Source organism: Streptomyces sp. NPDC126503 (genome assembly GCF_040302405.1).
GTDB lineage: Bacteria > Actinomycetota > Actinomycetes > Streptomycetales > Streptomycetaceae > Streptomyces > Streptomyces gulbargensis.
On sequence record NZ_JBEORS010000030.1, the window covers coordinates 34,408 to 56,036 of the forward strand.

Below are 21,629 nucleotides of genomic sequence, written 5' to 3' on the forward strand. Positions count from 1 at the left end.
CGCACAGGTGCACCCAGGCGGGTCCTGCCGGAGCGGTGAAGGGGCCGGGTCGGACGGTGCCGTGGCTGCGACCACCGTCCGGCCCGGAGTGTAGGGGCTTTTACGCCGCCTGTTCGTGCTCGCAGGCGTCCTCGATGCCGTACGTCTCCCAGGCGGGGAAGTCGTCGTCGGCGGGCACGGCCTCGCCGGGCGCCAGCAGGCAGGTGCGCAGGGCCGTGCGAAGGGCGTCGGCGCGCAGGCCGGTGCCGATGAAGACCAGTTCCTGTCCCTGTGTGGTCTCCGGGCCGCGGGCGCCGGACGGTTCGAAGCGGGCGACGGCGCCGGCCTGGGACCACAGGCCGGTCACCTGGGGCCGACTGGCGAGCCAGAAAAAGCCCTTGGAGCGCAGGATCCGCCCGCAGGTGCCGCTGTCGAGTCCCTCGGTGACAAAAGCCCACAATCGCCCGGGGTGGAAGGGCAGGTCGGAGCGGAACACGAGTGAGGAGATGCCGTATTCCTCCGTCTCGGGAACGTGGTCGCCGTTGATTTCCTTCACCCAACCCGGCGCCTGCTGGGCCTTTTCGACATCGAACAGGCCGGTGCCCAGGACGTGTTCGAGCGGGACCCGGCCTCGTACGGCAGGGACGATTCGCGCCTCGGGGTTGAACCGGGAGAGCACGGCGCGGAGCCGGTGAGCTTCCTCCGTTCGGATGAGGTCGAGCTTGTTGAGGACGATGACATCCGCGAACTCCACCTGGTCCATGAGGAGATCGCTGACCGTGCGCTCGTCGTCCTCGTACTGGTCGAGGCCGCGCGCGACGAGCTCGTCGCCCTCCGCGAGTTCGGCCAGGAAGTTTGCCGCGTCGACGACGGTCACCATCGTGTCGAGGTGGGCCAGGTCGCCGAGGGTGGCGCCGTCGTCACGGGGGAAGGAGAAGGTGGCGGCGACCGGCATGGGTTCGGAGATGCCGCTGGACTCGATGAGCAGGTAGTCGAAGCGGCCTTCGCGGGCGAGCCGGTCGACCTCCTCCAGGAGGTCGTCGCGCAGGGTGCAGCAGATGCACCCGTTGGTCATCTCGACCAGGCGCTCCTCCGTGCGGGACAGGGCCGCCTCGCCGCCGCGGACGAGCGCGGCGTCGATGTTGACCTCGCTCATGTCGTTGACGATGACGGCGACGCGGAGGCCCTCGCGGTTGCCGAGCAGGTGGTTGAGCAGGGTGGTCTTGCCGGCCCCGAGGAACCCGGAGAGCACGGTCACGGGGAGCCGGTGGGTGGGCGCCATGAGGGGCTCAGCCCTCCGGCTGGATGAGGCCGCGCTCGTACGCCTTCACCAGACGCTGCGGGACCTGGTACACGGCCCCGTCGATGGTGACCGGCACCAGCTGGGGCGTGGTCGCCTTCCACTGGGCGCGGCGGTGGCGGGTGTTGCTGCGGGACATCTTCCGCTTGGGGACGGCCATCGTGAGACTCCTCGGTCCGGTGTGTTCCCCCAGAGGCTATATGAAAATGGTTGCCATTCTCAATTTTGCCCTTGTGGTTGACCATCGGGTCGCCCCCCACTCCGGGGCGCCCGGTCCATCGGCAGTTCGGCGGCCCTGATCACCCAACCCTGGTGGCCACGGACCCGACAACGAACACCCGGGACCCCCGGGCGCACGCGAGGGCAATGTCGGTTCGGCCGCCCTGCGGGCAGTCGTCACCCTCGGAGTACGGCATCCTGTCCCGGTCCCGCGGCGAGCCTGCGGCGCTGCGGCTTCCGCGCGCGAGCGCGGCCGCGGCCGGCCCCCGGTCGCGGCCCCGCTCATGCGGGTGCTGTTCGGTCACGAGCCACAGGACGGCGCCGGGTCCCCGGTGCCGAGCTGGATCAGCGCCGGGGCCGGGGCGCAGCAGCCACCGCCGGTGTCGGTTGCCTCGTCTGCGTGGGGCTGGTCGAAGAGGCCGGCGCCGCCGCAGACCCCGGTCTCGGGGAGGACGAGTTCGACGCGCTCGGCGGATTCGCGATCGCCGGCGATCGCGGCGACCACGGAGCGGACCTGCTCGTATCCGGTGAGGGCGAGGAAGGTCGGGGCGCGGCCGTAGGACTTCATGCCGACCAGATAGACACCCTCCTCCGGGTGCGACAGCTCCTTCACACCGTGCGGGTGGACGGTGCCGCAGGAGTGCTGGTTCGGGTCGATCAGCGGGGCCAGCTCGACCGGGGCCTGGAGGCGCTCGTCGAGGCCGAGGCGGAGCTCGTCGAGGAAGGACAGGTCGGGGCGGAAGCCGGTGAGGACGATGACCTCGTCGACCGGGTCGAGGCGGCGGCCGTCCTCCGCGACCAGGACCAGGCGGCCGTCGGCGTCGCGTTCGATGGCCTCCGTGCGGAAACCGGTGACCGCCTCGGCGTGGCCCTGGTCGACGGCGGCCTTGGCGGCGAGGCCGAGGGCGCCGCGGGCGGGCAGCTGGTCGGCGGTGCCGCCGCCGAAGGTGGAGCCGGAGATGCCGCGGCGCAAGATCCACACCGCCTTCGTTCCCGCTCCGCCCTCGGACTTGGCCAGGTCCGCGAGGGTGGCGAGCGCGGTGAAGGCGGAGGCGCCGGAGCCGATGACGGCGGTGCGCTTGCCGGCGTACCGGGCGCGGGTGGCCAGGTCGGTGAGGTCGGGGACGCGGTACGAGGTCCGGTCGGCGGCGGCCTTCTCGCCGAGGGCCGGCAGGCCGGAGGCGCCGGCCGGGCTCGGGGTGGCCCAGGTCCCGGAGGCGTCGACCACCGCGCGGGCGAACAGCCTCTCTTCGCGGCCGTCGGCGTAGGTGACGTGGACGACGAAGGGCTGGGCCTGGCGGTCGGCGTCGACGATCCGGTCCCGGCCCGAGCGGGAGACTCCGGTGATTGTCGCTCCGAGGCGGACCTTGTCGCCGAGGGCGTCGGCGAGGGGTTGGAGGTACTGCTCGGCCCATTCGCCGCCCGTGGGGTAGGTGGTCGCGTCGGGCTTCTGCCAGCCGGTGGGGGCGAGGAGCTTTTCGGCGGCCGGGTCGGTGACCTCGCCCCAGGTGGAGAACAGCCGCACGTGCGCCCACTCGCGCACCGCCGCACCCGCCTGCGTGCCGGCCTCCAGGACGAGCGGCTCCAGACCCCGGTCGACCAGGTGGGCGGCGGCGGCGAGGCCGGCCGGGCCGGCTCCGATGACCACGACGGGCAGCTGCTCGGTGTCGGTGGTGGTGGCGTTCATGACGAGTCCCCTTGTATTTCGACGTCTGTCGATCTCCTGCCACCTGCAGCATGGCAAGAGATATCGATAAACGTCAACATAGACATTCATCGAATCTGGGCGGGCAGCGCCTCGACCGTCTTCGAGGAGGCCCGTCCGGGTTCGCCGTACCGCGCACCGCGGACGGCGACCGCTGCCGCGCCGCCTCGTCGCCGGACGACCGGACCGGCGCCCGACGCTCACCCGCGTCGACGGCCCCGGCCTCACACGGGTCGGCGGCACGGGCGGAGGAGACGGGCGCGATCATCCCGCCCACCGGTTACCGGCACGACCTCGATCCCCTCGCTCCGCCGTCCGGAGCCCTCGACGACGCGGGCCACCCGGACGCCGGGAGAACACCGTCCTCGCCCGCCCACGCCTCCCGCACGCCGGCTGGAGTGACAGCGCGTGCCTGTCGTCGGCGGTCGGTCCGGCGAGACATCGACCGCGAACCGCGCGGCCGCCCGCCAGAGCGCCCCGTAACCACGCCGCCCACGCCTCCTCGCCCTCCTGACCCCTGGTTCGACGTGTCAACATAGACGTATGTCGAATGCGAAGGTGCTGCCGCTGCTCCAGCCCGACGTCGAACCGTGCTGCCCACCGCTCACCGAACGCCCGCTGACCGCGGACGAGGCCGAGCGGACGGCGAAGATGTTCAAGGCACTCGGCGACCCGGTGCGCCTGCGGCTGTTCTCCGCAGTCGCCTCGCACGAGGGCGGGGAAGCGTGTGTCTGCGACATCTCCGACGTCGGCGTCTCCCAGCCCACGGTCTCCCATCACCTGAAGAAGCTGAAGGAGGCCGGGCTGCTCTCCTCCGAGCGGCGTGGCACCTGGGTGTACTACCGGGTCGAGCCCGCCGTCCTCGCGGCGATGGGGCAGCTGCTCACCAAGGCGGCCGCCGCGTGACCATCTCGGCCCTGGTGGTGCCACTCACCGCGGCGCACGCCCGCGAAGTGATCGCGATCTACCAGGCCGGGATCGACGAGGGCAACGCCACCTTCGAAACCGCTGCTCCGACCTGGGAGCAGTTCGACACGGCCAAGCTGCCCGCGCACCGCTTCGCCGCCGTGGACGAGGCCGGCCGGGTCCTGGGCTGGGTCGCCACCACCAAGGTCTCCGACCGGTGCGCGTATGCCGGTGTGGTCGAACACTCCGTCTACGTCCACCCCGAAGCCCGCGGGCGGGGCGTCGCCTCCGCCCTTCTGAAGGCGCTCATCGACTCGACCGAGGCGGCCGGGATCTGGACCATCCAGTCCGGCATCTTCCCGGAGAACACCGCCAGCCTCTCCGTCCACGAGCGGGCCGGCTTCCGAATCATCGGCACCCGCGAGCGCATCGGCCGGCACCACGGCGTGTGGCGGGACGTCGTACTCGTCGAGCGCCGCAGCCCCGCCGTCCGCTGAAGGCCCGTCCTGGCCGGGCGGGTTTCAGTGTCGGCGGGTGTGTGGCTGATGGCGAGACGACTGTCGACATCGACTCGGGGCGCCGCGAGCTCACCCGTTCCCTGGAACCGACCGAGCGGTACCGGCCGCCGGACCCGCCCGGCGTGATGCTCTTCGGCAGCAGCCTGCCCAACAGGGGATCACAACGGGTTGTCGTCACGAGTGCCCACGTGGTGGAGCAGATCCTCGGCCGGGTGCTGCCGCGCTGGAAGACCGAGGTCCCCCGCGACCGCAACGAGGAGGTCAACCGCTGGTGTCGGCACCGGGAGGCCGCTCAGCGCGCCGACGTGGCACTCCAGCGGGATGCCGTGATCCGCGAACGTCTGGGGGACGACGCTCCGCGGCTCAGCGCCCCGACGATGCATCCGTGGGTCTGGCAGGGCGCGGGCGCTGTGGCAGAGCGGTCACTTCCGCGAAGCGGTCACCGCTGCGGCAAGGAAGGTCAGCGCCGAGACGCGGAACAAGGCCCCCGGCCGGGTCGGCGGTGATCCCCTCCAGCTCGGTGACGCACGGTCATTCCGTCCGCGCGGGGCCGTACGTGACACCGAGGCAGTCGTATTCCGTTCCGTTCGCCTGCTTGGTCACACGTGCATTAACCAGGGTGATCCGGCGTATCAGGTCGTTGTTCCGGTCGTAGACGCCGATGCCCAGTTCCAACAAGGACGTGCCCGTCGTTCACGCCTTCGGAGCGGGAACGGATTGCGAGAGCGTCGGGCCACTCCCGGACGACGACGGACCGGGCGGTGCCCGCAGTGATCGAGCAGAAGACGCACTGCGAGCTGGTGGGTGTCTGCATGCCCTCCACGGTTCCGGCCCGAGCCGGGCGCCGGGAGGGTTGCCCCTTGCGTGGGTGAGAGCGCAACGGGCAGTGCGATGAGAGGCGTTGCGACCGGGTGGGCCGACGGAGCCGGGTGACGGTGACGACCTGGGGCCGGGTGGACCTCGCCAGCGCCTCCACCACCGCGGCCGCCACGCCGACGGCAGGCAGCGGCGAGGCGGGCGAACTCCCGGTGGTGGGCCGAGGAGTAGCTGTGTGGCGTCCCGGTCCGGACCGGCGGGGAAAGGGGGGTGAGGACGTCGGCGTACCAGGCGCCGAGCCCCCGAGACCTCGGGTTGCCCGGTGAAGTACCGGGCTTCATGGGGTTGCTGGTGCCGCGCGGGGTATGTGATGCCGATTCGGGGGTATGCGGGGTGCGTTATTGGGGGGTGCTTCGCACGTGAGGCGGTCGGGATGAACATGCTTGAACGCGACGAGGGTTCTCGGACGCTCGCGGAGTACCCGGTGCCGGTGTCGGTCTCCGCTGCCTTCGAGGGCAGCGAGGAGATCGCTGTGTCCCGGACCCTGGCCCGTTCGTTCCTGACGGAGGTCCAGACGGTTCACGGCCTGGAGGTGTCCGCCGACGCGGTGGACGTTGTGCAGCTGGTGGTGAGCGAGCTGGTCACCAACGTCCGCAGGCACGCCCCCGGCCCCTTCCTGCTCACCCTGAAGGTGCACAGCCAGGCGGTGGCGGTGACGGTCTGGGACACCGAACCGGACCTGCCTCTCCCCCGCCCGGCCGATCCGGCACGGGTCGGCCAGCACGGTCTCGAAATCGTCATGGCCCTCTGCCGCAGCTTCGCCATCCACCGCGAACCGGTCGGCAAACGGATCACCGCCACCGTGGCCCTGACCGACCCGCTCGGAGACGAAACCGGCCCGTGAGGTCCTGGCCCGAGCGCCTCGGCAGGGGGATCAGCGCCGGCACCTCGGGGCTCGAGCGGTGCGCGCCTCGCGTTCCGTGCGCCGAGGTGGTTCAGCTCGCGGGGTGCTCGCGAGTGTCATCGCCACGGCCACGGGTTGTCCGAACTCTCAGAGCCTCATAGTGAGGCCCTTCCCGGTGGGCCGACCGCGCCCCACTCGATCGTGGGGTGGGACAGGAGGGGTACGAGGTCGCCGGGGCGGAACAGCGGTACGGGCGGCGGGTGGGACCGGGGCTGCGGGGCGCGGTCCAGCACCGGCCGTCATTCGACGGCTCGCACCGCGCCCCGCATGTAGGATTGTTGTCGTGAACACCGGAACGGCCCTGCGCCATACACGGATCGGCCACCCGGTGGAGGGCTGATCCCTCGGCGGGTGCGAAGAAGGCACCCCCGTTCGTCACGCGGACCCCCAGCGCTCGCCCGTCCCGAGCCCATTTCCCGCCGTGTCGAACCACCAGCGAGGCCATCCTCATGACCGTCACGTTCAACCACACCATCATCGCGGCGAAAGACCGCAACGAGTCGGCTCTTTTCTACCGCGAGCTCCTGGAGATCTCAGAAGCGCCGTCCTGGGGCCCGTTCGCCAACATCCAGCTCCCCGACGGTGTGCTGCTGCAGTTCGCAGAGCCGCCGATGGAGATCCAGACGCAGCATTACGCGTTCCTGATGGACGACGAAGCGTTCGACCGAACCTACGGGCGTCTGTGTGATCGCGGCATCGAGCACTGGGCCGATCCGCAGATGCGACGCTCAGGTGAGATCAACAACGAGCACGGTGGCCGCGGGGTCTACTTCAAGGACCCCGCCGGTCACCTGATCGAGCTCATCACGCGCCAGTACCTGTAACCGGTGTCCGGCCGGGTACCCGGAACGCGGTACCCGGCCGCGCCCTGGGACAGTGACGTACCCGGGCCTACCCGTCAGCCGTCGGGTCCCGAACCGTCAAGTGCCTGGGCGGGGAGGTCCGGCGGGCTGGGGCGAATGAAGCGAAGTGGTAAACGTGGGCTCTGGACTGCTGTCACGATGGGTAGGGGCATCCACAGTGCGCGAGGAGGTTCCGTTGAACGATCCGACGGAGAACAAGGGACCGAAGGTCCCGCCGAGTTATCCGCCTCGGACGCCGCCTCCGCAGAAGAAGCCGGTCGAGGCCCCACGGCCCGAGCCGAAGACGAAGTACGGCGGCACCGCGCTCCCCCTGCCCGGCCCCGGCCAGGCGCCTCTCGAGGCCCGCCGGCCTCGCATGGCGGTGAGGAACCGGCGCGTCAGCAACTGGGTTTTGAACGCTGACTCGTGGGCGGCCGGTAAGGCGGCCCGGCATGTCACCCAGGCCGTACGCGGGTGGGAGTACAGCCATCCCCAGGACGGGTGTCTGGAGGAGACCGTACGGCTTCTCGTCGACGCGGCCGTCAAGGACGCGGGCAAGCGTGTCAGTGTCCACCTGGCTGACCAGGACGGCATGCTCCTCGTCGTGGTCCTCAGCCACACCGAGGCCGAGCCCGACCAGAGCGTGCTGACCGCGCTCGCCGGGATCGGCGCAGCGGTGAGCTGCGGCGTCGACGCCTCGGACGAAGGACGCAGGATCTGGGCTCTGCTGTCCACCGCTCCCCCACGGAGCCGGACGCCCGCCGGCTGAAGGGTCGGACCGAGCCGTCGGGCCGCTGTCTCATGTCCTCGGGGTTCGCTGCGGCGCCTCTCCCTGCGCCCGTTCGAGTTGTTCCTGTGCGAGACGATGGGTTCGGGTTCGCGTCAGGCGCTGTAGGCGCCCGCCGCACCCTGTCGTCTCAGGCGGGTTCGTCACCCGCGGGCCGGTCGGAGCGGATGGTGCCGTCCTCGTCGAGGCGCGGGTGGAACACCGCGGGAGCACAGGTGTTGATGTCGGACGGGCGAGGGCCCTCCGGTCCGTCGGGACCCCAGCGCAGCAGGCGTCGGGAGCGGGCGATCCGGTAGATGGTGCCGTGTGCCTCGACCTCGTCGCAGCGGCCGGCGCGCAGTCTGTCTGCGGCTTCGGCCAGTTCTTCGAGTTCGGTGGCTGCCTCGTCGGTGGTGCCGGCCGGCGGGTGGCGGGCGTCGACAGTGGGGTCGGCGTCGTAGGGGATCAGGCCGCGGGTGCGTGGTTCCATCCAGGTCAGGGCGAAGTCCAGGGTGCGGCGTGCGTCGTGGGCGGTGGCTTGCAGCCCGCTGCCCGGCGACCAGGGGCCGTCGCCGGAGCGCTCGACGATGAGGAACGCCGCCGGCATCAGCAGGACGTCCGGATGGCTGACGACGGCACGCGCGGAATCGGCGAGGACGGGGGCGGGGAAGCGCGTGCCGCTGTAGGCCAGGGGGCGCAGGGCGACGCGTTCCACCGCCTGCAGCGGGGACAGGGGTGCGTCCGGGTCCAGGACGAGGCCGTCGTCGACCCGTGGACCGCGGGCGCCGGCGCCGGGGTGCCAGTCGGGGGTGAGGGGCTCGGGGTCGGTGGGTCGCGGCTTTTCGATGCGGCCGCGGTCGTCGAGGGCCGCGTACTCCTCGGCCCGCACCACGCGGTAGCGGGTGCCGAGCACGGTGAGCTCGTCCACGGGTTCCTTCTCCAGGCGGGCCACCGCCGCCAGCAGCGCGCGGCGTTCCTGGCGGGTCTTCGCCATGTCCTTGGCCCGGAACCAGAGGAGGGAGTTCAGGGCGTCGCGGGCCTGCTGCGGACAGCCGTGGGTGATCTCGACGACGACCCGCCACCGCCGTCCGCCGTCCTGCTCCCGGTGCCGTGAGGCGACGCCGAAGAGTGGGCCGCGTATGGCCAGGGCGCTGTGGCGTGCCGCCGCGTCGGCGGCATCGGCCTCCATCGCGGCCTCTACCGGCTCTGTCGGAATCCTCACCAGCACAGGCCAGTTGCCCGGCCCCGCGTCCTGTTCGCTCACGTCACCATCGTGACGGCCCTTGGGCACTCGCATGGCCGTTTCACCGGATCTCCGCCTCGGCTTTTGTCGGCGAAAGCCCCCGGGCGCCGTGACAGCCCGCGGTGGCCGGGGGCCGGGTCGTCGTTCGCCTCGCTTTCCAGGGAGGTGGGCCAGGGAGTGGGCGGGGTGTGGCCTCGTCGTCGCCGGACGCCCGCCCGGAAGTGTTGTCGTACCGCCGTGGTACTCATGCACCATGAGCCAGTTCCGCGACTTCAATCTCAAGCTGCTCGTCATCGAGGAGCTCATGTACGGCCCCGAGCCCGTCCTTCCGGTCTTCGACCTGCCCGCGCGGCTGGCGGAGCGCGGGATCGGTGACCCCGTCTCCTATGTGCTGGAGAACGGCCTCCACGCGGAGGTGCTGCCGGAGGCCCGGGCCCATTTCGAGGCGCTGGAGATTCCGGCCGGACTGCTCGCCGGCGTCGAGGAGCTGTGCTTCGACGCCGGGGCGGAGGTGTTCCGGCACTGCGCCCCGGCCTGGGACGGCGAGGACGACCTCTTCGACGTGCGGTCGCTCGACGACCTCGACCTGCTGCCCCACCTGCGGGAGGTCACCTTCGTCGAGGACGGCGTCCTGGCCGTTCCGGACGCGGCGGAGGTCTTCGCCGCCCGCGGCATCGACACCGACTGAGGCCCGGCGGTCAGCCCGGAGTGCGCGCCGTCTCCGCCGCGATGAAGGCGGCCAGTCGTCCGACGCCGGCACGGATGTCGTCCGGCGCCAGGAGACTGAAGGAGAGGCGCATGGTGTGCTCTCCGCCGCCGGCGGGATGGAAGTACGCCATGGGCGTCCAGATGACGCCGAAGTCCTGCGCCGAGCGGGCGAGGGCCTGCTCGTCGGCCGTGAACGGGACGTGGACGGCAAGGAAGAAGCCGCCGGTCGGGGCGTTCCAGTGCACGCTGTGCGCGCTCCGCCGGGCGGCCGGGAAGTGTTCCTCCAGGGACGACAGGAGGGTCTTCAGCGCGTCGCCGTAGTGACGGGCCGCGGGCGCGTTCGCCTGGGAGAGCTCTCCGTCGGCGGCGAGGAGCATGCCGGCGACGACCGCCTGGCTCAGGGTCGAGGTGTTCACGGTCACCATGCTCTTGACCTTGGCGAGTTCGTCGGCCAGCAGCGTGGTGGTGCCGTCGGCGGAGACGACCGTCTGGTCGGCCACCGCGAAGCCGACCCGGGCGCCGGGGAAGGCGGTCTTCGCGTACGAGCCCAGGTGGACGACGCGGCGGTCCCGGTCGAGGGCCTTGAGGGTGGGGACGCGCTCGCCGGGGCTCACCCCGCGGTACGGGCTGTCCTCCAGGATCAGGAGGTCGAGGCGCTGCGCCAGGGCCAGCAGCTCGCGCCGGGTCGGCGCGTCGATCGTCTTGCCCGACGGGTTCGAGTGGTCCGGGACGACGTACAGGGCCTTCGGGCGTCTGCCGCGCGCGCGTTCGGCGTGGACGGCGGCCTCGACGGCGGCGCAGGACAGTCCGGTGACGGGGTCCTCCTCGATCCCCGTGACCGGGATGTCGAGCAGTCGGGCGGCTCCGGTGATGCCGACGTAGGCCGGGGTCGAGACGAGCAGGACGTCCTCGCGGTCGCGGAACAGCGCCCGTAGCGTGATGAGCATGGCCTCCTGGCAGCCGGCGGTGACGACGACGGCCTCGGGAGCGACGCCGATGCCTTCGTCGGCGCGGAGCGAGTCCGCGACGATGTCGCGGATCTGGCCGGCCGCGGCGCCGTACTGGTACAGGAAGGTGCGGATCTCATCGGGCGTCCTGCCCTGGCCGCTCAGGTGGTCCAGGTAGCGGTCGAGGTGGCCGTGCACGTCCTCGACGGAGAAGAAGCCCTCGAAGGGGCGGCCCGGGGCGAAGGAGACGGCGTCGGGGTAGCGCGCCGTGATCTCGTTGAGGAAGGTCATCGTGTCCAGCACCGGGTCGGCCAGACTGGCGTGCAGGTCCTCCTTGCGCATCCGGCCGTCCGGCGGGGACGGCAGGCGCGGCGACGGCGGGGGCGTGTCGGCGCCGCGCACCGGCCGCCGGCGCGGGGGCGGGGCGAGCAGGTCCGCGGTGACGTCCGCGACGGTGGCCGCCCCGGCCAGTGCCATGGCGTCCCGGAGGTCGTCGCACAGGGTCCGCAGAACGTGGCGTACGCCCGCTTCGCCGTCGACGGCCAAGCCGTACAGGACCGGACGCCCGATCAGGACGGCGTCGGCGCCGGAGGCGAGCGCGGCCAGGACGTCGGTGCCGCGGCGTACGCCGCCGTCGAGGAGCAGCGCGCAGCGGCCGGCCACGGCGTCCGCGATCGGGGGCAGGGCCTCGATCGCGGCGGGGACGCCGTCGAGTTGCCGGCCGCCGTGGTTGGAGACCACGATGCCGTCGGCGCCGGCGTCGAGGGCGCGGAGGGCGTCGCCGGGGGCCAGCAGGCCCTTGACGAGGACGGGGAGCCGGGTGATCGAGCGGAGCCAGTCGACGACCGTCCAGTCGAGCGCGGGGTCGAACTCGGTCGCGGCGTGCGCGCCGGGCGAGGAGTAGTCCGCCTCCGGCAGGTTCGCGGGGACGATGCCCGGGGGCAGCCGGAATCCGTTGCGCAGGTCGCGCAGGCGCCGGCCGAGCCGGGGGGCGTCGGCGGTGAGCATCAGGGCCTCGAAGCCGGCTGCCTCGGCGCGGGCCACGAGGTCGCGGGTGACGGACCGGTCGCGGAAGCAGTAGGTCTGGAGCCAGAGGGGGGCCCGCGCCTCGGCGGCCAGTTCCTCGAAGGTCCGCCCGGCGAAGGTGCTGACCACGACGGGGAGGCCGACGTCGCCGGCGGCGCTCACGGTGGCGAGCTCGCCGGCCGGGTCGGCGAGGGTGTGGTACGCCATGGGCGCGACGCCCACCGGGGCGCTCCAGGGCGTGCCGAGCACCTTCGTCGCGGGGTGGGGGGCCTGGGCTCCCGTCAGCACGCGGGGCAGCAGGCGGAGGTGGTCGAACGCCTCGGTGTTGGCGGCGAGGGTGCGCTCCTCCCCCGCTCCGCCGGCGATCCAGTCCCAGACGTCCGGGGCGAGGCGTGCGCGGGCGAGCCGTTCGTCGTCGGCGAGGGTGCGGACGGGCCGCTCGGGTGCCGTTCCGGTCATGCTCCGCTCACCCGTTCGCGCTCGACCGACTCGTAGAGCGCCTTGATGTTGCCGGCGCCGAAGCCCTGGGCTCCGCGGCGCTGGATGAGTTCGAAGAACATGGTGTTCCGCTCGTAGGGTGATTCGGTGAACAGCTGGAGCAGGTAGCCCCATTCGTCGCGGTCGGCGAGGACGTGGGTGTCGCGGAGGTCGTCGATGGTCTCCTGGAGGTGGCCGACGCGCTCGGTCAGGGCCTGGTAGTAGGCGTCGGGGGTGGTGAGGAAGCGGACGCCGCGGGCGCGGAGGGCGCGGACCGCGGTGACGACGTCGTCGACGAGGAACGCCGGGTGCTGGACGCCGGCGCCGGCGTTGCGGCTGAGGAAGCCGTCGACCTGGCCGCTCTGGCGGGTCGCGTCGGGTTCGATGATCGTGAAGGTCACCTTGCCGGAGCCGCTGCGCACGACGACCGAGTCCATCGCCTGGGCGCCGACCTCCACGTATTCGCTGCTGTACTGCTTGAGGTCGTAGGCGTCCTCGTAGAAGCGGACGGTGTCGTGGAGCGTGCCGTGCGGGACGAGGACCGCGAGGTGGTCCAGTTCGCGGACGAAGCCTTCGGTCGCCGGTCCGGGACGGGACGGGGCGGTGACCCAGGGGCGGTCGTCCGGGAGGCCGGGGTGGGCGTCCGTGTGCGGGCCGCGCGGGACCAGGGTGTGGCGGACGTCGCCGAAGCCGGAGAGGGTCGCCGGTCCGAGCCGGCGGGCGCCGGCGGCCTCGGCCCGGGCCAGGGCGGCGGGTATGTCGGCGCAGGAGAAGGCGATGTCGGAGATGCCGTCGCCGTGCGCGGCGAGGTAGGGCTCGGTGGCCGGGCCCGAGGTGACGACGATCCGGACATCGCCCTGGCGCAGCAGCGTCGACGAGCGGTGGGGCTCCTCGCAGGAGGCCGCCTCGGTGAAGCCGAACGACCGGGTGAGGTAGTCCACCGCCGAGGTGTGGTCGGTCGCGGAGAACTCCAGGTAGGCGATGTCGTGCACGGTGGTTGTCATCCTTTCGGAGCCGGTGTTCCGGGGGCTCGGCGGACCGTGGCGGGAGGGGGCGCCGGCCGCGCTCGGGTCAGCCGGCGTGGGGGTCGCGCCAGATCGTCGGGCAGAACTCCGGGTCGGCGTAGTCGGGCCGGCCGTCCGGGGTGCGCCGGACCAGCACGTCGTGGTTGTACTCGGCGGTCGTCCCGTCGGGGAGCATCCATGTGCGGTAGGCGTTGGCACGGTCCTGGAGGTGGAGGGAGATCGCGCGTCGTGGGAGCGGCGAGCGGTTCGTGTCGCTGCCGTGGTAGACGCGGCAGTGGTGGAAGCTCATGTGGCCGCGGGGGATCTCGACGGGGACCCGCGTGATCGCGGCGCCGTTGTGGGCGGCGGTCGCCTGGAGCGCCGCGTCGGCTTCCTGGCGGATCTCGGCGAAGTGCCGGGAGGTGACGGCGTCGCGGTCGCGTTCCTTCCAGCGGTGGGAGCCGTCGATTATCTCGATCGTGCCCATCTCGACGGTGCAGTCGTGCAGCGGGATGAACGCAGTGAGCATGTTGTCGCTGGTCGAGGTGGCCCAGTAGTCGCGGTCGAAGTGCCAGGGGACGACGTTGCTCGTCTCGGCGCGGCGCGGCGGTTTGTAGATGAGCGTCGCCTGGAAGATGCGGATGGCGTCGGTCCGGGCCAGGCGCGCCGCGACGGCGCCGATCAGGGGTTTGCGGAGGAGGGCGCCGATGGTGGCGTCCTCGTAGTGGATGTAGTCGTTGTGGCGCTGGACGTCGCCCATGTCCGGCACCCAGTAGGAGAGGCGCTTCGGCCGGCGCGGCAGCCGCCGGTCTCGGTGTCCGGCGTAGAAGCGTTCGCTGGCGTCGAGGAGGGTGTCGATCTCGTCGTCGGTGAGGAGCTTCGGCGAGAGCCACCATCCGTGCTCGTCGTAGAACGCGAGGTCCGTCGCGTCGGGCAGCAGGGCGCGGTCGGCGTCGGTCAGAGGGAAGGACTGGTCGTCCAAGGGAGCCTACTCCTCCGCGTGGGGGGACGGGGTCTCGTACAGGTCGGCGACGGCGCGGTCGCTGACGGCGGCCCACCGTGCGGACACCTCGCGGTGGGCGGGGTGGTCCAGATAGTCCGCCAGCGCGGCCTCGTCCACGAAGAGGGCGACGAGCGCGTAGTCGTGGGCGTCGGCCCGCCGCGTCACGTTCCTGCCGAACCTCATCTCCTTGATGGCCGGTACGGCGTCCCCGAGGCGGTGGGTGTCCCGTTCGAGTTCCTGGAGCGCCGGTTCGTCCGGGGTGTGCGGCGGGCGGAGCCGGAGGAGGACGATGTGCTGGATCATGTGCCGTTCCCTCCGTCAGAACCGCTGCTCGGCGTACTGGGCTTCGGCCGTCGTCGTGAGGAGCCGCCACAGTGCTCGTACGTCCGCCGGTGTCGTACGGGCGTTTCCCACGGCGACGCGGATCACGTAGCCGTCTCTCAGCACCGAGTGGGAGACGAAGGCCCGGCCGCTCTCGTTGACGGCGCGGGCGATGGCCGCGTTGAGCTGGTCGCGCGCGTCCCTGGGCAGCGGTTCGCCGTCCCGCTTCGGTGTGTACCGCAGGCAGACGAGAGGGTAGGGCGTCGTGCCGACGACGGTCCAGTCCTCGTGCGCGGCGGCGCTCTCGCGCAGGGCGCCGGCCATCTCGACGGAGCGTTCGAGGTGGGCGGTCAGTCCGTTGCGGCCGAAGGTGCGCAGGACCCACCAGGCTTTCAACGCGCGAAATCCCCGGCCGAGTTGGGGGGAGAGGTCCATGTAGTCGAATGCGGCGGGCCGTTCGGAGGTGAGGTAGTCGGGCACGAGGCGGAACGATTCCGCGAGGGCTCCCTTCCGGCGGCAGAAGAGGGCGGTCGAGTCCAGGGGGACGAGGAGGGTCTTCTGCGGGTTCACGACGAGGGAGTCGCCGACCCGGACGTCCTCGACGCGGTCGCGCAGGCTCGGGCAGGCGCGGTAGAAGCCCCCGTAGGCGGCGTCGACGTGGAGCCAGACGCCGTGGCGTTCGGTGACGCGGGCGAGGGCCGCGAGGTCGTCGGCGGCGCCGGTGGAGGTCGTGCCCACGGTCGCCACGACGGCCACCGGCTTCGCTCCGGCGGCCAGGTCGCGCCGCAGGGCGGCGTCCAGCTCGTCGGGCCGCATGCGGTAGTGCGCGTCGGAGGGGACGCGCACCAGGTTGCGGGCGCCGAATCCGAGGGCGATCACGGACTTCTCGACCGAGCTGTGGGCCTGGTCGCTCGCGTAGACGCGGAGCCGTCCCGCGGAGCCGAGGCCGTGCTCGCGGACCTCCGGGCCCAGCGCGGCGTCGCGTGCGGCGCCGAGGGCGAACAGGGTCGCCAGGGACGCCCCGCCCAGCAGCAGGCCGTCGGCGTCCGTGTCGTACCCGGCGAGGTCGGCCAGCCAGCGCAGCACGACGGTCTCGACGGCGGAGCCGGCGGGGCTCGTCTTCCAGAGCATGGTGTTGACATTGAGCGCGGCGGTGACGGTCTCGGCCAGGACGCCCGGGAAGCTGGCGCAGGTGGGGAAGTATCCGAAGAAAGACGGGTGATTCCACTGCACCAGGTTCGGCACGACCTTCTCGCGCGTCTCCGCGAGAATCGTCGTGAATTCCTCGCCGTCGTCCGGCATCGGGCCTTCGAACTCTTCGAGCAGAACCCGCGTGTCGTAAGGGCGGCTGACGGGAACCTGTCGGATCTGCTCGAAATGCTCGCGTATCGCGGCCAGGACCTCGGCGCCGTGCTTTTCGAACTCGGCGGGTGACCAGTCCTGCACGGCGTCAGCCACGGGGGGAATCGGCGGCCCGGTCGGCGAGCGCTTCCACGTCGACCGGGAGTTCCGTGAAGTAGACGATCTGCCGGGGCCGCGCGCAGTATCGCTCGTAGAACTCCGTGAGGAGTTCTTCTTCCTTCTTGATGAAGACCTCGTGCGCCTCCCGGGAGCGCCAGGTGTACATCATCCAGACTTCCGCGGGCCGGCTCTGCAACTGGTAGAAGCGCCCGTGTTCGCACCATCCCGAGTCGTCGTGGGCGTTGGGGCCCACGATGTCGTCCATCTCCTGCATCAGTTCGAGGGCTTGCTCGGCGAATTCGGGTTTCAACAGCCAGTTCTCGATGACCGTGACCATGCGGAACAACCATCCTCAGTCGATTGGGACAGCGGAGAGCGGAGCGAGATGCCGGGGCGGGAGCTATGCGGTTCCGCCCGTGGAGCCTGCTGCCGGGATATTCCGGCCTGGAGGGGGCGACGGCTACCGTGTATTCAGTGACGGGTCGATCACGAAACGACATGCGATCATAAAGTTACAGTCCGAACACTGCTCCGAGCAAGAGTCCGTCAAACTCGACGAGGAGTCGCACACCTCTCTCAACGACGCCGGTGCGCCCATTTCGCGAAGTATCTGTAGACGTTTCGCCATCCGTGCAGGGCCGGTGCCGGAGCCGTGCCACCCGCCTCGTCCCGGCATGCGCCCCGTATCACGCCGATGACCTCGACCACCGCAGGCGGAGCACCACTTCAGGCCGAGCCGAGGTGCCCTTGACGGGCACATGGCACCATGGAAAGGTCCCGCCGGGGAGGACTACGACTGTGTCCACAGCTCACCGCAACGAAAGATTCCGTTTCTCGCCGGAGATCCTCGCCGAAGTCCGGGCCGTGTCGCGTCTGGACAACTGGCACGGGCCACTCGAAGTGATCGAGCACTGGTTCTGGATCGCCGCCTGGTGCACGGCCTCGGTGCTCGCCTTCCACCACCTTCCGCTGGGGGCGGCCGTCCCGGTCTACGTCGTCGCCGTCTTCTTCATCGGCGGCCGGCAGCGGGCCGTCGCCGGAGTGCTGCACATGGCCGTGCACCGCGCGTTCATGGCACACCACCGCGCGGGCGACGTCATCGGGGCGCTCTTCGGCGGGTATCCGGTGCTCCAGAGCTTCACGGGCTACCGGGCCTCGCACCTCGGCGACCACCACGGCCGGCTCGGGGATCCCGAACTCGACCCCGACTACCGGCAGTACCGGGACAACGGGCTGTGCGGCGACGACCTCGGGCGGGCGTCCCTGCGCCGGTACCTGCGGTCGGTCGTGGGGCCCCGGGCCACCGCCTCGTACGTGCTCTACCTGCTGCGGCACCGGATCGTGACGAAGGACGAGCGCCCGTCCGAGCGGTGGACGCGGGTGGCGCTGCTGGTCGCGGTGGTGGCGTGGGCCGTGCTCGGCGGCTGGTGGCCGTGGCTGCTCGCGCTGTGGTTCGTGCCGCTGGTCACGACGCAGGTCTGGATCGGGGCCGTGGCCGAACTCATGGAGCACTTCCCGCTGATCGAGACCGCGCCGCGGGTGGACATCTACCTGACCTGGAACCGCGTGTACGGTCTCGTGTCCCGCTTCCTGCTCGGAGAGGCGGACGGCGAGGGCTTCCACCTGGTGCACCACCTCTTCCCGCGGACCCCGATGTGGCGGCTGCGCCAGGTGGACGCGATCCTGCGCCGTGATCCGGTGTACGCGGCGCTCCCCCGGCTCGACGGCGTGCTGGGCGGGATGCGGCGGATCTACGAGCTGCTGCCCGCCGACGGCCCCGCGAGCGCCCCGGCACGCCCGGCGGCCGCCACGCCGGGTCCCGCAGGTTCCGACGACGCAGGAGGCCAGGCGCGGTGATTCCGCAGAGCTGCAAGATCGAGCAATTCTTCGGTCAGTGGGAGTCCTCCGTCACGTACGTGGCCTGCGCCTCGGACGTCGACAGCTACCGCATGCGCGACCTCCTGGACCTCGCCGACCCCGAGGCCCTGGCCCTGTGGGAGGGACTGGAGCTGGGCTACACGGACCCCGTCGGGCATCCGCTGCTGCGCGAGGCGATCGCCGGCCAGTACACGCGGACCGAGGCCGACCACGTCACCGTGTGCGGCGGCGGCGCCGTGGAGGCGCTGTTCCTCGTCACCAACGCCCTGCTGGGGCCCGGCGACCACGCCGTGGTCGTCTGGCCGGCGTTCGAGGGGCTGCACCGGGTCATCCCCGCCCTGGGCGCCGAGTTCACCACGGTCCGGCTGGACGCCGACCACGGCTGGCGCCTGGATCTCGACGCGGTTCGGGCCGCGCTCCGGCCCACCACCCGCGCGCTGTTCGTCAACTTCCCCCACAACCCGACCGGCGCGCTGCCGAGCCGCGCCGAGTTCGAGGCCCTGATCGCGCTGGCCGCGGAAGCCGGCGTCACCGTCGTCTCCGACGAGGTCTACCGCTACCTGGAGTTCGAGCCCGGCACCACCCTGCCCGCGGCCAGCGACCTCGGCGACCACACCGTCAGCATCGGGGTGCTGTCCAAGGCGTACGCGCTCGCGGGGCTGCGCGTCGGCTGGATGGCCACCCGGGACAAGGCGCTGACCCGGGCCGCGCGGGGCATCAAGGACTACACCACGGTCTGCGCCTCGGCGCCGTCGGAGATCCTGGCGCTCATCGCGCTGCGGGCGCGGGAGCGGCTGGTCGCCCGCAGCCGGCGGATCATCCTCGACAACCTGGCGCTCGCCGACGCGTTCGTCCGGCGGCACCCGGACGCGCTCGCCTGGGAGCCGCCCCGCGCCACCCCCATGGGCTTCCCGAAGCTCCTCCTGCCCGTCCCCGTCGAGGACTTCGTGCGGGACCTCGCCCTGGAGCAGAGCGTGCTGCTGCTCCCCGACAGCGTCTTCGACCTCGACGACCGGCGCTTCCGCATCGGCCTGGGCCGGACCGTCCTCCCCGAGGCCCTGGAGCGGCTGGACGACCACCTGGCCCGGCGCTACCGGTCATAGCCGGGCCCGGGCCATGTCCGAGGCGATGGCCTCCAGGACCTGCCGGCGGGCGCTGTTCACGAAGAAGTGCCCGCCGGGGAACCCGCGCATGGTGACGGGCCCCGACACCACCTCGGCCCACCCCTCGCGCGCCTGGTCCGGGTCGAACGGCTCCTCGGTGCCGTAGTAGAGGCGGACCGGCCGGCCCAGCGGCCGGTCCGCCGGGTCGACGCGGTAGCTCGCCTTGGCCTGGAGGTCGGCGCGGAACGCCGGCAGCGTCAGCTCCAGCAGCTCCCTGTTCGCCGCCGACTCGCCGGGGACCGCGCCGTGCCGGCCGAGGGCGGCGAGCAGCGCGGCGTCACCGAGGTCCCCCGGAGGCGCGGAGACGATCGTGCGGGGCGCGTCGCAGCCCGAGACGATGACGAGCGCCGGCCCCCTCCCCCGGGCCTCCAGGCGCCGCGCGACCTCGAAGGCCAGCAGCCCGCCGAAGCTGTGGCCGAACAGCGTGGTCCGGGCGCCGAGGTACGGTTCGACGGCCGCGACGCACTCGTCGAGCAGGGTGGTGAAGTCGGTCCGGGGCGGCTCCGTGAAGCGGCTCTCCCGGCCGGCGAGCCGGGCCGCGACGACGTCGGCGTCCGGGACGCGCCCGGCCCAGTCCCGGTAGTGGCTCTCTCCTCCCCCGGCGAAGGGGAAGCAGATGAGGCGGTCCTGGTGCCGGAGCGGGCGGCGGAAGGTGGTGAACATCAAGGCGCCTTCTGCGGGGGGGGTGAGGACGGAGGTCCGGTGCCCCTTCCGTGCGGAGGGGCACCGGACCGCTCTCGGGACGGCGTGACCGGTGGACCGGGTCGCCGTCAGGCGCCCGCCTCGGTGAACCGGTACGCCTCACGGAGCCGGGCGAGCGCGCCGGGGCTGATCTCGGCGGGCTTGCCGCGGCCTATGTTCTCGGCCACGGCGGAGTTGAACGCGCCGACGGCGCCCTTGACCTGGTCGAGCGTCATGCCGCGGCGCATCAGGTAGAAGACGCTCCACAGCTCGAAGCCGGTCTGCGGCAGCCAGTGGGGTTCGCGGACCGTCGCGAAGAGGTCGTCCACGATGCCGATCGCGGTCTTCGCGTCCATCGTGTGGTGCGACCAGGTGAACATGGAGCCCTGGATGCCGAGTTCCTCGCGCTTCTCCCAGACCGGGGTGATCGGGTCGGCGTACCAGAGCTGCGCCCGGAAGAAGTCGGGCCGGGCCTCCTCCAGCAGGCTCCGCGTCTCGGCGACGGTCTCCTCGGTCTCGCCGGGGAAGCCGACGATGAGGTTGGCGTGGGTGACGATGCCGTTCTTCTTCAGGGCGGGTATGGCCGCGAGGTAGTCGGCGCGCCGCGCGGTCTTGTTCATCGACTCCAGGATGCGGTCCGAGCCGGACTCGATGCCGAGGAAGACGCCCTCGCACCCGGCCTCCGCCATGAGGTCGATGACCTCCTGGTCGCCGTGGTCGCTGCGGTAGAAGCAGTTCCAGCGGAAGCCGTACTGCTTGTCGATCATCATGCGCAGGAGCTTCTTGAAGCGGCCCTTGGGCACGTTGAACGTGTCGTCGAGGAAGGTGAGGTTGGTGACCTCGCCGGACTCCTTGATCCGGTCCAGTTCCGCCTCCACCTGCTGGGGCGAGAGGTACACGTACTTGCCGGCGCGGGCGGGGAAGCCGCAGAAGGCGCAGGAGTACGGGCACGACTTGGCGGTGCGCAGCGAGACGAAGCTGCCGAGCGAGGAGGAGAACGCGCCGTAGTCGACGGGGTTCGCGTCGAGGGGGTTCGATTCGAGTTCGGTGGCGTTGAAGACGAACTCGTCGCCGTCGCGGTGGATGACGTTGGGCACGTTGCTCGGGGGGCGGCCCTCGCGCAGTTCCGACAGGACGCGGGCGAGGGTGAGTTCGCCTTCGTTGCTGTCCACGTAGATGTCCGCGCCGATCATGGTGAAGAGGGCGTTGAGGTCCTTCTTCTCCAGCTGCTTGCGGTAGTTCTGGACGAAGGGGCCGCCGACGACGATGGTCGTCTCGGGGCACTGTTCGCGGACGGTCCTGACGACTTCCATGACGGGTCCGGCGGTGACGTAGAGCGTGGTCGTGACGGCCACCGTGAGGGGTTTGTCCTCCAGTTTCCGCCTGAGGTCCTCCTTCTCCTGCTGGAAGAGGTTGACGTAGTCGAAGGAGAAGCCGTGCCGGCTCAGGAAGGAGCCGAGGTAGGAGACGGCCGGCCAGAGCATCTCGAAGTTGTGGTAGCGCCTCCGGTCCCCGTGGGCGTCGGGGACGTTCAGGCGGTTGAAGACGTCCAGCGCGCGCGTGGGCGTCCCGTCCCACTGCACGTAGCTCAGGGCGAGGTCGCGGAAGGCTCCGGACTCGACGCCCATGCGCTCCACCATCTGGACGTCGCTGGGGAAGTGCCCTTCGTTGTGCCCGATGATCAGGCAGTCCACCATGGTCG

21 protein-coding genes are annotated in these 21,629 nt (G+C 71.5%); 9 read left to right on the forward strand and 12 right to left on the reverse strand.

What is annotated here, in order from left to right; genetic code table 11:
* Window positions 1–100: 100 nt before the first annotated feature.
* The 3 genes from ABTY40_RS27890 to ABTY40_RS27900 form a co-directional block, all read right to left on the reverse strand.
* Window positions 101–1,261: a GTP-binding protein gene (locus ABTY40_RS27890; RefSeq protein ID WP_352062029.1), complete on the reverse strand. Its 1,161-nt coding sequence runs from the start codon at window positions 1,259–1,261 to the stop codon at window positions 101–103.
* A gap of 7 nt (window positions 1,262–1,268) precedes the next feature.
* A complete protein-coding gene (gene rpmF / locus ABTY40_RS27895; RefSeq protein ID WP_345278307.1) occupies window positions 1,269–1,439 on the reverse strand; it encodes a 50S ribosomal protein L32 in 171 nt (56 codons plus the stop codon).
* Window positions 1,440–1,799: 360 nt separating this feature from the next.
* Entirely contained in the window at window positions 1,800–3,185 is a 1,386-nt protein-coding gene (locus ABTY40_RS27900; protein WP_352062030.1) for an NAD(P)-binding domain-containing protein, read from the reverse strand.
* Between the two features lie 561 nt (window positions 3,186–3,746).
* On the opposite strand from ABTY40_RS27900, the gene ABTY40_RS27905 reads away from it, so the two are divergent.
* The 6 genes from ABTY40_RS27905 to ABTY40_RS27930 all read left to right on the forward strand — a co-directional run bounded on the left by ABTY40_RS27905 (window position 3,747) and on the right by ABTY40_RS27930 (window position 8,018).
* A complete protein-coding gene (locus ABTY40_RS27905; protein ID WP_352062031.1) occupies window positions 3,747–4,109 on the forward strand; it encodes an ArsR/SmtB family transcription factor in 363 nt (120 codons plus the stop codon).
* Entirely contained in the window at window positions 4,106–4,606 is a 501-nt protein-coding gene (locus tag ABTY40_RS27910; RefSeq protein ID WP_502990692.1) for a GNAT family N-acetyltransferase, read from the forward strand. Before ABTY40_RS27905 ends, ABTY40_RS27910 begins: the two co-directional genes overlap by 4 nt.
* Window positions 4,607–4,647: 41 nt before the next feature.
* A complete protein-coding gene (locus ABTY40_RS27915) occupies window positions 4,648–5,133 on the forward strand; it encodes a hypothetical protein (RefSeq protein WP_352062032.1) in 486 nt (161 codons plus the stop codon).
* A gap of 743 nt (window positions 5,134–5,876) precedes the next feature.
* Entirely contained in the window at window positions 5,877–6,347 is a 471-nt protein-coding gene (locus ABTY40_RS27920; protein WP_502990693.1) for an ATP-binding protein, read from the forward strand.
* Between the two features lie 509 nt (window positions 6,348–6,856).
* Complete coding sequence (locus ABTY40_RS27925) at window positions 6,857–7,231, forward strand: VOC family protein (RefSeq protein WP_352062033.1); 375 nt, start codon at window positions 6,857–6,859, stop codon at window positions 7,229–7,231.
* Between the two features lie 214 nt (window positions 7,232–7,445).
* Window positions 7,446–8,018: a hypothetical protein gene (locus ABTY40_RS27930; RefSeq protein ID WP_352062034.1), complete on the forward strand. Its 573-nt coding sequence runs from the start codon at window positions 7,446–7,448 to the stop codon at window positions 8,016–8,018.
* A gap of 148 nt (window positions 8,019–8,166) precedes the next feature.
* Here the strand turns inward: ABTY40_RS27930 and ABTY40_RS27935 are convergent, their stop codons facing one another.
* Window positions 8,167–9,279 (reverse strand): DUF5954 family protein, encoded by a 1,113-nt coding sequence (locus ABTY40_RS27935; RefSeq protein ID WP_352062035.1) that lies wholly within the window; start codon window positions 9,277–9,279, stop codon window positions 8,167–8,169.
* A gap of 232 nt (window positions 9,280–9,511) precedes the next feature.
* On the opposite strand from ABTY40_RS27935, the gene ABTY40_RS27940 reads away from it, so the two are divergent.
* On the forward strand, window positions 9,512–9,946 hold the full coding sequence (locus tag ABTY40_RS27940; protein ID WP_352062036.1) for a DUF6892 domain-containing protein: 435 nt from the start codon (window positions 9,512–9,514) through the stop codon (window positions 9,944–9,946).
* Window positions 9,947–9,956: 10 nt separating this feature from the next.
* Here ABTY40_RS27940 and ABTY40_RS27945 read toward each other — a convergent pair whose 3' ends face one another.
* The 6 genes from ABTY40_RS27945 to ABTY40_RS27970 form a co-directional block, all read right to left on the reverse strand.
* Window positions 9,957–12,398 (reverse strand): aminotransferase class I/II-fold pyridoxal phosphate-dependent enzyme, encoded by a 2,442-nt coding sequence (locus ABTY40_RS27945; RefSeq protein WP_352062037.1) that lies wholly within the window; start codon window positions 12,396–12,398, stop codon window positions 9,957–9,959.
* Window positions 12,395–13,408 carry a 4-hydroxyphenylpyruvate dioxygenase gene (hppD, locus tag ABTY40_RS27950; RefSeq protein WP_352062038.1) on the reverse strand — a complete coding sequence of 338 codons (1,014 nt, stop codon included), beginning with the start codon at window positions 13,406–13,408 and terminating at the stop codon, window positions 12,395–12,397. Before hppD ends, ABTY40_RS27945 begins: the two co-directional genes overlap by 4 nt.
* A gap of 79 nt (window positions 13,409–13,487) precedes the next feature.
* Window positions 13,488–14,402 carry a phytanoyl-CoA dioxygenase family protein gene (locus ABTY40_RS27955; protein WP_352062039.1) on the reverse strand — a complete coding sequence of 305 codons (915 nt, stop codon included), beginning with the start codon at window positions 14,400–14,402 and terminating at the stop codon, window positions 13,488–13,490.
* Between the two features lie 6 nt (window positions 14,403–14,408).
* Window positions 14,409–14,726, reverse strand: a complete 318-nt coding sequence (locus ABTY40_RS27960) for a Dabb family protein (protein WP_352062040.1) — start codon at window positions 14,724–14,726, stop codon at window positions 14,409–14,411.
* A 15-nt stretch (window positions 14,727–14,741) separates the two neighbouring features.
* Window positions 14,742–16,202 (reverse strand): pyridoxal phosphate-dependent decarboxylase family protein, encoded by a 1,461-nt coding sequence (locus ABTY40_RS27965; protein WP_352062041.1) that lies wholly within the window; start codon window positions 16,200–16,202, stop codon window positions 14,742–14,744.
* Window positions 16,195–16,542 (reverse strand): hypothetical protein, encoded by a 348-nt coding sequence (locus ABTY40_RS27970; protein ID WP_352062042.1) that lies wholly within the window; start codon window positions 16,540–16,542, stop codon window positions 16,195–16,197. The genes ABTY40_RS27965 and ABTY40_RS27970 overlap by 8 nt, the downstream gene beginning before the upstream one ends.
* A 461-nt stretch (window positions 16,543–17,003) precedes the next feature.
* Between ABTY40_RS27970 and ABTY40_RS27975 the strand changes: the two genes are divergently transcribed.
* Complete coding sequence (locus tag ABTY40_RS27975) at window positions 17,004–18,062, forward strand: fatty acid desaturase family protein (RefSeq protein ID WP_352062043.1); 1,059 nt, start codon at window positions 17,004–17,006, stop codon at window positions 18,060–18,062.
* Window positions 18,059–19,186: an aminotransferase class I/II-fold pyridoxal phosphate-dependent enzyme gene (locus ABTY40_RS27980; RefSeq protein WP_352062044.1), complete on the forward strand. Its 1,128-nt coding sequence runs from the start codon at window positions 18,059–18,061 to the stop codon at window positions 19,184–19,186. Before ABTY40_RS27975 ends, ABTY40_RS27980 begins: the two co-directional genes overlap by 4 nt.
* Here ABTY40_RS27980 and ABTY40_RS27985 read toward each other — a convergent pair.
* Together ABTY40_RS27985 and ABTY40_RS27990 are read right to left on the reverse strand one after the other, a co-directional pair.
* Entirely contained in the window at window positions 19,181–19,909 is a 729-nt protein-coding gene (locus ABTY40_RS27985) for a thioesterase II family protein (protein WP_352062045.1), read from the reverse strand. The genes ABTY40_RS27980 and ABTY40_RS27985 overlap by 6 nt on opposite strands.
* Window positions 19,910–20,016: 107 nt before the next feature.
* Window positions 20,017–21,624 carry a PhpK family radical SAM P-methyltransferase gene (locus ABTY40_RS27990; protein ID WP_352062046.1) on the reverse strand — a complete coding sequence of 536 codons (1,608 nt, stop codon included), beginning with the start codon at window positions 21,622–21,624 and terminating at the stop codon, window positions 20,017–20,019.
* Between the last annotated feature and the right edge of the window lie 5 nt (window positions 21,625–21,629).

Bases quoted from the DNA above. Each gene is read 5' to 3' on its own strand.
- ABTY40_RS27890 (WP_352062029.1), bottom strand. From the start codon at position 1,261: ATGGCGCCCACCCACCGGCTCCCCGTGACCGTGCTCTCCGGGTTCCTC.
- rpmF (WP_345278307.1), bottom strand. From the start codon at position 1,439: ATGGCCGTCCCCAAGCGGAAGATGTCCCGCAGCAACACCCGCCACCGC.
- ABTY40_RS27900 (WP_352062030.1), bottom strand. From the start codon at position 3,185: ATGAACGCCACCACCACCGACACCGAGCAGCTGCCCGTCGTGGTCATC.
- ABTY40_RS27905 (WP_352062031.1), top strand. From the start codon at position 3,747: ATGTCGAATGCGAAGGTGCTGCCGCTGCTCCAGCCCGACGTCGAACCG.
- ABTY40_RS27920 (WP_502990693.1), top strand. From the start codon at position 5,877: ATGAACATGCTTGAACGCGACGAGGGTTCTCGGACGCTCGCGGAGTAC.
- ABTY40_RS27925 (WP_352062033.1), top strand. From the start codon at position 6,857: ATGACCGTCACGTTCAACCACACCATCATCGCGGCGAAAGACCGCAAC.
- ABTY40_RS27940 (WP_352062036.1), top strand. From the start codon at position 9,512: ATGAGCCAGTTCCGCGACTTCAATCTCAAGCTGCTCGTCATCGAGGAG.
- ABTY40_RS27945 (WP_352062037.1), bottom strand. From the start codon at position 12,398: ATGACCGGAACGGCACCCGAGCGGCCCGTCCGCACCCTCGCCGACGAC.
- ABTY40_RS27960 (WP_352062040.1), bottom strand. From the start codon at position 14,726: ATGATCCAGCACATCGTCCTCCTCCGGCTCCGCCCGCCGCACACCCCG.
- ABTY40_RS27970 (WP_352062042.1), bottom strand. From the start codon at position 16,542: ATGGTCACGGTCATCGAGAACTGGCTGTTGAAACCCGAATTCGCCGAG.
- ABTY40_RS27985 (WP_352062045.1), bottom strand. From the start codon at position 19,909: ATGTTCACCACCTTCCGCCGCCCGCTCCGGCACCAGGACCGCCTCATC.
- ABTY40_RS27990 (WP_352062046.1), bottom strand. From the start codon at position 21,624: ATGGTGGACTGCCTGATCATCGGGCACAACGAAGGGCACTTCCCCAGC.